This is a genomic window from Rhizobium sp. BK212, from assembly GCF_014197475.1.
GTDB classification, from domain to species: Bacteria; Pseudomonadota; Alphaproteobacteria; order Rhizobiales; family Rhizobiaceae; genus Rhizobium; species Rhizobium anhuiense.
This window is the reverse complement of sequence record NZ_JACIFS010000011.1, coordinates 182710-190686: the sequence shown is the minus strand read 5'-3', so window position 1 is coordinate 190686 and position 7977 is coordinate 182710. Positions and strand designations below refer to the sequence as shown.

Genomic DNA, 7977 nt, shown 5'->3' with positions numbered 1-7977 from the left:
CGACACGCTGATCGGCGGGGCGGGGGACGACATCTATGCCGTCGACAATGCCGGCGACAGCGTCACCGAGAACGCCAGCGAGGGGACCGACACGGTCCGCACGAACCTGGCAAGCTATACGCTTGGCGCCAATGTCGAGAACCTCACCTATAACGGAACGGCAGCCTTTGCCGGAACGGGCAACTCGCTGGACAACCTTATCATCGGGGGCGCTGCCAGCGATACGCTTTCCGGCGGCGACGGCAATGACACGCTGAATGGCAGCGCCGGTGCCGACACGCTGATCGGCGGAGCGGGGGACGACATCTATGCCGTCGACAATGTCGGCGACAGCGTCACCGAGAACGCCAGCGAGGGGACCGACACGGTTCGCACGAACCTGGCAAGCTATACGCTTGGCGCCAATATCGAGAACCTCACCTATAACGGAACGGCGGCCTTCACCGGCACCGGCAATGCATCCGCCAACACGATCACCGGCGGTAACGGGGGCAACACGCTTACCGGTGGTGCCGGCGACGATATTCTCATCGGTGGGGCGGCAGCGGACTTTTTCATCTATTTGCCGAACTGGGGCCACGATACGATCACGAATTTCGTGGCGACCGGCACAGCGCATGACACCATCAGGATCGATCACAGCGTTTTTGCCGATTGGGCGTCGCTTCTTGCCGCATCCAGTCAGTCTGGCAGCGATACAATCGTTACCGCGGATATCAACAACACCATAACGTTGAAGAATGTCGCCGTATCGAGCCTGGAGTCGACGGATTTCCAGTTTGCGTGACCTTCGCTCGGACTTCCCCGGCGGAACCTTCTGCCGAGGAGGAGTGGGCCGAGATTATTGCGGCGGCGTGCCGCAACCTGGGTCCTTGGTTGAAGGCCGTCATAAGTCAGGTGCTTAAGACGCCTCGCCGAGCTGGGCGGCGCCAATATTGGGGAGCTGTCTCAACGTTGGTGGCAGCGCCAAACGTGGTAGCGAGAGCCAAAAACAGCGCGGCCCGCGCGATGGCGGGCCGTGTATCGGCGAGGCTTTCGTTTCAACGGGTCTCATATCGTGATGCCCTGATCGGAACCGCGACTCCGACCGTCCGTTACCCTTTGAGGAACGGAGGACATGGACATGCCCAAGAGAAAAGCCATCGTCGAGGCGGCGCTCGAGTCCGGGTACGAGCGCCAGGCACTGGGGATCATGAATACGGAGCAAGCTCTGAAGCTTGAGGATTCCGAGGGTCTTGTTTTCAGTCATCCAGATAAAGAGGCCGGCGTAACGGATCATTTTATTGATCAGGATGAGCTGCGCCGCTTGGTGCGGCGGTCAAAGTCGCCGCTTCCCCCATTGCAATCGCAGGCTCGTACGACGCGTTCGTCCTGAACTTCAGGCAATCATGTAGCCGCCGTCCACCGGCATCGATATCCCGTTCACCATGGCAGCCTGATCGGAGAGCAGGAAAAGAACGACCTCGGCGATGTCTGCCGGTTCGGCGAAGCGACCGACGGGGATTCGCTTCATCATTCCCGCGGCCTTCTCGGGATCGCTCCATGCTTTCACCGCCATGGGGGTCAGCGTCACCGTTGGGTGGACGCCGTTGGCGCGGATGCCGTGCGGTGCAAGCTCCTTTGCCATGACCCGCGTCAAGCCATCCAACCCGCCCTTCGACGCACAATAGGCAGCGTGATCGGGGATGCCGACGAAGGACGCGACCGACGAGACGTTGACGATGGCGCCCTTGCGGCCCGCCTTGATCAGCGAACGGGCATATTCCTGGGCCACGATCATCGGAGCACGGGTGTTGACCGCAACAAGTCGGTCGAATGCTTCGACTGTCGTATCCAGGAACGGCTGGAGTTCGGTCGTGCCGGCGCAGTTGACGAGGAAATCGGCGGGAAGGGCAGCGATGACAGCCTCTCTGGTCGCATCGGCATCGGCGAGATCGACTTGTATGGCCCGGCAGCCGGATTTCTGTTGCAGCGCTTCGACATCGGCAGCACTCCGGGTCAGCGCGACGACCTGCGCACCCCGTTCGATGAGCATCCTTACAATTTCGCGTCCGATGCCTTTTCCGGCACCGGTCACGATGACCGTCTTTCCTGTGAACTCCATGGATCGCCTCCCTTACAGTCTCTGGCCTGTTTCCCGATCGAAGATATGCGCACGCCGGGGATCGATATGGAAGTACATCGTCCGTCCGGGATCGACTTCGATGCGCTCGCGGATCAGGGCGTCGATCGGCACGCCTCCCGTGCGGCCGAAGATCAATGTCTCCGAACCCGTGGGCTCGAACACCGAGACCTCGACCGGAACGCCTTCATCGCCGATGGTGATATGCTCCGGCCGGATGCCGTAGGTAACGGCTCTTCCTTCGTCCGCATTTGTACTTCCCATGGGAAGGGCGATACCCTGGTCGGTGACGACGACCTTCCTGCCGTCGCGGGTCGCGATGCGGCCCTGCAGGAAGTTCATCGATGGGCTGCCGATGAAGCCTGCGACGAAGAGGTTGACCGGGAAGTCGTAGAGATCGAGAGGCTTGCCGATCTGCTCGACCCTGCCGTCACGCATCACCACGATCTTATTGGCCATTGTCATGGCCTCGATCTGGTCATGCGTGACGTAGACGGTGGTGGTCTTCAGCCGCTGGTGAAGCTCCTTGATTTCGACGCGCATGGTGACGCGAAGCTTGGCGTCGAGGTTCGACAACGGCTCGTCGAACAGGAAGACCTTCGGATCGCGCACGATCGCGCGGCCCATCGCCACACGTTGACGCTGTCCGCCAGACAATTGCTTCGGATAGCGGTCGAGATAACGCGTCAGGTCGAGGATCTCGGCAGCTCTGCCGACCTTCTCGTCGATCTCCGCCTTGGGGCGCTTGGCCATCTTCAGCGGAAAGCCCATGTTCTCGGCGACCGTCTTGTGCGGATAGAGCGCATAGCTCTGGAAGACCATCGCGATGTCGCGCTCCTTCGGCGGAGCGTTGGTAACGACACGGCCGCCGATCCGGATGTCGCCGCCGCTGACGGTCTCAAGACCGGCGATCATCCGCAGCAGGGTGGACTTGCCGCATCCGGATGGGCCGACCAGCACGACGAATTCGCCGTCCTCGATGTCGACACTGACGCCGTGCATGACCTGGAGTGCGCCATACCTTTTGGTGACGTCGCTCACCTGTACATTTGCCAAAGTCGTTCCTCCCTAAAGCAGCAATTTAAAGTGCGGCAGCATCCTTTGCGCGTCTGATGAGACGCGCGGCGCTGTCGTGTCTTGATGGTGTTGACGGAAATTCATCGGCTCATCCCTTCCAGACGAGATAGGCGCCGAGGACTGCCGAGATTGCTGCCGCAAACCATACCGAAAGCCCGAACGGCTCGATGAACCGCATCCAGAACAGCGAGAGCGCGACCCAGATCACAATCGAGATGAACAGCCGGTCGAACCAGTTCGTTTCGATCGGCAGAAAGCCCGGCTTGCGTTCACCATTTCCTGACGGATATGTCATGGCTTCATCCTTTCACGGCGCCGAAGGTCAGGCCGGCAACGATGTGACGCTGGACCACCGAAAACACGATGAGCGCCGGAACCAATGTCAGCATTGAGATCGCGGCCATGATGCCCCAGGCCGTTCCCGTGGTCGTCACATATTCCGACAGGCCGGTGGTCAGCGTCCGCGCATTGAAATTGGTGAGCGTCGCCGCCAGCAGATATTCGTTCCATGCAAACACCCAGGTCAGGATCAGCGTCACCGCAAGTCCGGGCCGTGCCAGGGGGAAGACGATGTCGTAGAGGACGACCCATGGGCTGGCGCCATCCATATAGGCCGCCTCGTCCAACTCCTTCGGAATGGCTTCCACGGTCGGTCGCAGCGTCCAGATTGCGAAGGGAAGGTTGAAGGAGCAGTAGACCAGGATCATGCCGAGCCGGGAATCGGCGAGCGAGAAGTCGCCGATCCTGTAGACCTGCGTCAGCAGCAGGAAGAGCGGCAGCAGGAAGACTGCCGGCGGCGCCATGCGGTTGGTGATCGTCCAGAAGAAGATACTTTCCTTGCCGGCAAGCTCGAAGCGCGTCAGGGCGTAGCAGGCAAAAAAGCCGAGCGTCGTCACGAGCAGCGCGTTGCCTGACGAGATGATCAGCGAATTGAGCATGTAGCCGCGCAAGGTCGGATTGGTCAGCACGTCCTGATAGTTCTTCCAGAAGAAGCTCCGGAGAATGACGTCGGGCGTCGAGAACAGGTCGAAGGGCTGTTTCACCGATATGACGAACAGCCAGTAAATCGGGAAAAGCGTCGCGAGGCTTATCAGCGTCCACAGGACGACCGGAAGCCAGGGGGTCTGGTTCTTCATCGCGTCAACCTCTCTTCACGCGGGGCGCAATCAAGCCGACATAGAGCAGCCAGCAGACGACGATGGTGAGGTAAAGGACGATGACGGAGATCGCCGAACCGTAGCCGTAATTCGTCTTGGGAAAGACTTCCCGGAAAATATGGACGCCGATGTAGCGCGTCGATGAACCCGGACCGCCGCCGGTCAGCATCAGCACTTCGTCGACGGTGCGCAGCGCATCCATCAGCCGGATGAACACCGTGGCGAGCAGGGCCGGGCGGATCAAAGGGAGTGTTATGTGCCAGAAGATCTGGCTCTTGCCGGCGCCGTCGATCTGCGCCTGCTCGAAGGGGTCTGACGGAAGCGAGACGAGGGCGGCGATCAGCGAGAGGGTGACGAGCGGCGTCCAGTGCCAGATATCCATGATGACCGTCACGGTGAAGGCCGCGACGGCACTCTGGCCGATATTCAGATCGTAGCCGAACCAGCTTCGGAGGAGATAGGGAATGATGCCGATCGACGGCGTGGTCATCAGCTTCCAGACAGAGCCGACGATGATCGGCGCCATGATCAGCGGCAGGGTATGGATCGTGCGAAACACCGCTTTTCCGGGAAAGTCCTTGAGCAGCGCCTGGGCGAGGATGTAGCCGAGGACCAGCTCCGACACGACCGCGAAGAAGACGAATGCCAGGGTTATGCCGAGCGATGCCAGGAACTGCTGGTCGAAGACCAGCCGCCGATAGTTCTCAGCCCAGTTGAAGATCATGCCCGGATTGGCCGCGAACGGGTTCCATGAATGGAAAGAGACCCAGAGGACGTAGACGAAAGGAAAGATCCCGAACAGTCCGAGGATCACTATGGTCGGTGACAGCAACAGCCACCCGAGCTTCTGCGAATGCATCGCCTATCCCCCATTGAACGTTATGTGGACGTCCGCTCCACCTGGAGCGCAAAGATGACGGGTCGCAGGAAACGACCCGTCAGTTGGGGAGGATGTTTTATTTGCGATAGCCGAGCGAGGTGAGCTCCTCTTCGGCCTTGGCCGCCATCTGGTCGAGGCCTTCATCGGGGCCGATCTTGCCGGTCAGGATGTCGTAGAAGATCGGAGCGGTCGCTTCACGCACCTGCGCATGGAAGGGGTAGGGAGGAGCGCCGGCGAAGAGCTTGCCCTCGTCCTTCAGCATTGTGTAGAAGCCGCCGAGCTTGGCGTCCATCTCCTTCACCTTCGGATCGTCGAACGTCGCCGTGTTGGTGATGCGCGGTGCGGCGATGGCCCAATCGGGCTGAACTTCGTTCTGACCGATGAATTCGAGGAAGAGCAGCGACGCTTCCTTGTTCTTGGACGTGACCGGCACGCCGAAGGCGCCGCCATCATAGTAGCCGATATAGCCCTTTCCGGCTTTCGCATCATCCAATACGCCCGGCTCGAGCGGCGGCAGAGCGAAGCCGACCTGGCCGACCACCTTCGACTGCGCCGGATCGCTGGCGATCCACGCGGCATTCTCACCATAGATCAGCCCCTGGGCGACACGGCCCGCGGCAAACGTCGTTGCGGTTTCCGTCCAGGTTGACTGGGTCGATTCCGGAGGAGCGATGTCGCGCAGGTGCAGCCAATATTTCAGCGCGGCCTTCGCCTTGTCACCGTTCATCGAACCGCCGTGTTCGACCGTCGCCGCATAATTGTTCTTGGCGTCGATGCCCCAATTGTAGACCCCGAAGGTCGGCACGATGGACTCGAAGAATTCATACCAGGAGGCCGGATGGCCGGTATGGGCCTGAGCGGTCGTGCCCCAGAGCTCCAGACCGTTGTCCTTGCCGTATTTCGTGAAGAATTCGGCAATCTGGGTGTACTCCTCGTGGGTCGTCGCCGGCTTCAGGTCCTTGCCGGTTTCCTTCTTGAAGGCTTCCTTGATCTTCGCATCGTCGAAGAGGTCCTTGCGATAGAGATAGGTCTTCAGGAAGGCTTCCATCGGAACGCCGAAGAGATCGCCGCTCGTGTCCTTGAAGTAGTCGGCAAAGCTGGTGAAGTTCGCATCGTCGTAGGTCGGCGCTTTCAGATCCGGCTGGTCTTTCAGCGTCTTAGTGATGTCGACGAGGAAATTCCTGGCGAGATAGGAGTAGATGATGTCCTGCTCGATGTAGACCATGTCATAGATGCCGGTCTTGGCTTCCATGTCCTTGATGGCCTTGTCGTACATCTGATCCCAGGACGTCGTCTCGATGTCGACCTTGATGCCGGTCTTCTTTTCGAATTCCGGAGCAAGCACGTTCTTGATGTAGTTCGACGGCGGGGTGCTTTCGGTGACGCCGTGCAGGGTCACGCCCTTGTATTTAGCCCCCGCGTCGGACCAGAAGTCGGCCCAGGCCGGTGAAGCGGTGGCGGCGAGGCCGAGCGTCAGCGCAAGCGCGCTAGCCTTCAAAGCATAGTTCATTTCCAATCCTCCCAGAGTGCAGCGAGATCATTTCGCCGGTGCTTTGTGTAGGCTAAAAAAACCGGCGGCGCAACATTTGTTGTCTAAACATGCAAATCATGAGCCTATCCCATTGATTTCTGCAGAAACTAATTTCTGGTGAGAGGCAGGGTAAGCGCAAAAACGGCATAATATATTGCATTGCAAAGAAATTTTGCGAAGCAGCAAAAAGTTAGCCGCTGAAATTATTTGTTGCCTCACCAAACTAAATGGCATAGCACTGTCCGCGATCAAGAGCATCTCGCGGAGGAAAAGGCTATGCGTCGATTGGGTATCCATTCATTTGTATGGACAGGTGGCCAAACGCAGGAGGGGCTGGAGATGGCCCTGAACAAGACGGCCGAACACGGATATCGCACCATCGAATTTGCCTATCTGCGCCCCGAGAAATTCAACCTCGATCGACTGGCGAAGCTTGCCCAATCCCTTGACGTCGAGATTGGCGTGACGATGGGTCTGCCGCTCGACAAGGACGTATCGAGCGAGGACATGTCTGCTGTCTCCGCCGGCAAGCAGACGCTGGCCGACGCCGTTCGGGCGGTCCGCGATATCGGCGGCAACAAGCTCGGCGGGATTCTCTATTCCGCCCACACCAAATACAATCGCCAGCCGACGAGGAAGGGCTGGGACAACAGCGTCGCCGCGATCGCCGCGACCGGCGAGGTCGCCAGGCAGGCAAACGTCGACCTCGTGCTGGAGGTCGTCAACCGGTTCGAGACGAACCTGCTGAATACCACGGCGCAGGGGCTGAAGTTCATCGCCGAGACGGGATCGGAGCATGTCCGTCTCCATCTCGACACGTTCCATATGAACATCGAGGAAGCCAATCCGGCCGCGGCGATCCGTCTCGCCGGCGACAAGATCGGTTATTTCCACATCGGCGAGAGCAATCGCGGCTACCTCGGCGACGGCGTCATCAACTTCGATCTGATCTTCGACGCGCTGCTCGACATCGACTATAGGCGCGACATCGTATTCGAAAGTTTCTCGACGACGGTCGTCGACGAGGGCCTGTCGCTCGCCTGCGCGATCTGGCGCGACACCTGGGAGGATAATGATCCGCTTGCAGCACACGCGAAGCGCTACATCGAGCTGAAATATGACGAGGCCAAGCGCCGCCGCGCCACAAACGCGCGGCCCTAATTATCCTTCTGACAGCCTGTTCCAGTCGTGTAAGGGTTGGGCGACTTGA

At 59.6% G+C, this 7977-nt stretch carries 9 protein-coding genes; 3 read left to right on the top strand and 6 right to left on the bottom strand.

Features of this window, described 5'->3' with window-relative positions:
* Both FHT79_RS32245 and FHT79_RS28010 read left to right on the top strand, forming a co-directional pair.
* Window positions 1–787 (top strand): calcium-binding protein (locus FHT79_RS32245; protein ID WP_281414285.1); only part of this gene is annotated, 787 nt, incomplete at its 5' end.
* 330 nt (window positions 788–1117) lie between these two features.
* Window positions 1118–1375, top strand: a complete 258-nt coding sequence (locus FHT79_RS28010) for a hypothetical protein (RefSeq protein ID WP_183904545.1) — start codon at window positions 1118–1120, stop codon at window positions 1373–1375.
* A gap of 3 nt (window positions 1376–1378) precedes the next feature.
* On the opposite strand, the gene FHT79_RS28005 is transcribed toward FHT79_RS28010, so the two are convergent.
* The 6 genes from FHT79_RS28005 to FHT79_RS27980 form a co-directional block, all read right to left on the bottom strand.
* Entirely contained in the window at window positions 1379–2104 is a 726-nt protein-coding gene (locus FHT79_RS28005; RefSeq protein WP_183904544.1) for an SDR family oxidoreductase, read from the bottom strand.
* A gap of 12 nt (window positions 2105–2116) precedes the next feature.
* Window positions 2117–3178, bottom strand: coding sequence for a sn-glycerol-3-phosphate ABC transporter ATP-binding protein UgpC (gene ugpC, locus FHT79_RS28000; RefSeq protein ID WP_028756846.1), 1062 nt, complete (start codon window positions 3176–3178; stop codon window positions 2117–2119).
* A gap of 109 nt (window positions 3179–3287) precedes the next feature.
* Window positions 3288–3494 (bottom strand): DUF2160 family membrane protein, encoded by a 207-nt coding sequence (locus FHT79_RS27995; RefSeq protein ID WP_183904543.1) that lies wholly within the window; start codon window positions 3492–3494, stop codon window positions 3288–3290.
* 4 nt (window positions 3495–3498) lie between these two features.
* Window positions 3499–4335: a carbohydrate ABC transporter permease gene (locus FHT79_RS27990; RefSeq protein WP_028756848.1), complete on the bottom strand. Its 837-nt coding sequence runs from the start codon at window positions 4333–4335 to the stop codon at window positions 3499–3501.
* A 4-nt stretch (window positions 4336–4339) separates the two neighbouring features.
* On the bottom strand, window positions 4340–5215 hold the full coding sequence (locus FHT79_RS27985; RefSeq protein WP_047613532.1) for a sugar ABC transporter permease: 876 nt from the start codon (window positions 5213–5215) through the stop codon (window positions 4340–4342).
* Window positions 5216–5312: 97 nt separating this feature from the next.
* Window positions 5313–6746 carry an extracellular solute-binding protein gene (locus FHT79_RS27980; protein ID WP_047613534.1) on the bottom strand — a complete coding sequence of 478 codons (1434 nt, stop codon included), beginning with the start codon at window positions 6744–6746 and terminating at the stop codon, window positions 5313–5315.
* Between the two features lie 297 nt (window positions 6747–7043).
* Here FHT79_RS27980 and FHT79_RS27975 point away from each other — a divergent pair, with 297 nt between their 5' ends.
* Window positions 7044–7928, top strand: a complete 885-nt coding sequence (locus tag FHT79_RS27975) for a sugar phosphate isomerase/epimerase (protein ID WP_028756851.1) — start codon at window positions 7044–7046, stop codon at window positions 7926–7928.
* Window positions 7929–7977: the final 49 nt, after the last annotated feature.

What these genes read in the sequence shown, in the direction of transcription:
- FHT79_RS28010 (WP_183904545.1), top strand. Translation starts at nt 1,118, where the DNA reads ATGGACATGCCCAAGAGAAAAGCCATCGTCGAGGCGGCGCTCGAGTCC.
- FHT79_RS28005 (WP_183904544.1), bottom strand. Translation starts at nt 2,104, where the DNA reads ATGGAGTTCACAGGAAAGACGGTCATCGTGACCGGTGCCGGAAAAGGC.
- FHT79_RS27995 (WP_183904543.1), bottom strand. Translation starts at nt 3,494, where the DNA reads ATGACATATCCGTCAGGAAATGGTGAACGCAAGCCGGGCTTTCTGCCG.
- FHT79_RS27990 (WP_028756848.1), bottom strand. Translation starts at nt 4,335, where the DNA reads ATGAAGAACCAGACCCCCTGGCTTCCGGTCGTCCTGTGGACGCTGATA.
- FHT79_RS27985 (WP_047613532.1), bottom strand. Translation starts at nt 5,215, where the DNA reads ATGCATTCGCAGAAGCTCGGGTGGCTGTTGCTGTCACCGACCATAGTG.
- FHT79_RS27980 (WP_047613534.1), bottom strand. Translation starts at nt 6,746, where the DNA reads ATGAACTATGCTTTGAAGGCTAGCGCGCTTGCGCTGACGCTCGGCCTC.
- FHT79_RS27975 (WP_028756851.1), top strand. Translation starts at nt 7,044, where the DNA reads ATGCGTCGATTGGGTATCCATTCATTTGTATGGACAGGTGGCCAAACG.